The sequence below is a fragment of the Streptomyces sp. NPDC029014 genome (assembly GCF_055564695.1).
Window position 1 is genome coordinate 1 of the sequence record NZ_JBVHVT010000207.1, and the last position, 1,138, is coordinate 1,138.

Sequence of the window (1,138 nt, forward strand, 5' to 3'; positions counted from 1 at the left end):
CAAATGCGACGCCCCCCAGGGCGGTGAGCCGGGCGGAGGCGTTGGTCGTGCCTTCCTTCCCCTCCTCGGTGGCCGTGGAAAACCACCCCCCCCCCTCCCCCCCCCCCCCCCCCCCGAGCAGGGCGTCGGCGTAGGCGTAGCGCAGGCGCGCGGTCCACGACTGCACGGTGTTCGAGGCCAGCTCGGGGCTCTGCAGGGTGACGATGGCGGCGTCGAGCTGCCCCATGTCACGCCGTGCGCCCGCGGCGACCAGGCGCATCTCGACCTGGCCGGCCTTGTCGAGCTTCTGCACCTCGGGCTCGCCGGCCATGGCCAGGGCCCGCTCCGGACGGCCGAGGCCGCGCTCGCAGTCGGCCATGATCGGCCACAGCTCGACGGAGCCGGTCATGCGCTTGGCGGCACGGAACTCCGCGAGCGCCTCGCTGTACTTCTGCACGGCGTACGCGGCGAAGCCGGCGGCCTCGCGCACGGCGGCGACGCGGGAGGCCAGCCGCAGGGCGATGCGGGAGTACCCGTACGCGCGCTCCGGCTCCTCGTCGATCAGACGGGCGACCATGACCAGGTTCCGGGAGACCTCTTCGGCCAGGCCCTTGGGCAGGCTCAGGAGCTCCTGGCGGACGTCGGCGTCGATCTCCATGCCGGTGACGTCCTCGTCGATCGGCATGCGCTTGACCGGCTCGCGGTCACGGTCACGGTCGCGGTCCGGCCGGCCGCCGTCGCGGTCACGGTCTCCGCGGTAGCCGCCGCGGTCGTCGCGGCCACGGTAACCGCCGCGGTCGCCCCGGTCGTCACGGCGACCGTACGAGGGACGCTCACCGCGGTCGTCACGGCGGTAGCCGCCGCGCTCGCCGCGGTCGCCCCGGTCGTCACGACGGGGGTACGAGGGACGCTCGCCCCGGTCGTCACGACGCGGGTACGACGGACGCTCGCCCCGGTCGTCACGGCGCGGGTACGAGGGACGGTCACCGCGGTCGTCGCGACGCGGGTAGGACGGGCGGTCGCCGCCCCGGTCGTCACGACGGAACCCACCGCGCTCGTCGTCGCGACGCGGGTACGAGGGACGCTCGCCCCGGTCATCGCGACGCGGGTACGAGGGACGCTCGCCCCGGTCGTCACGGCGCGGGTACGAGGGACGGTC

The 1,138-nt window shown here is 75.0% G+C and carries 1 protein-coding gene and 1 pseudogene; both read right to left on the reverse strand.

Features of this window, described 5'->3' with window-relative positions:
- Window positions 1–664 (reverse strand): tetratricopeptide repeat protein (locus tag ACZ4VL_RS40455; protein ID WP_468210999.1); only part of this gene is annotated, 664 nt, incomplete at its 3' end.
- 39 nt (window positions 665–703) lie between these two features.
- Window positions 704–1,138, reverse strand: a pseudogene (locus ACZ4VL_RS40460) (DEAD/DEAH box helicase); the annotation flags it as partial.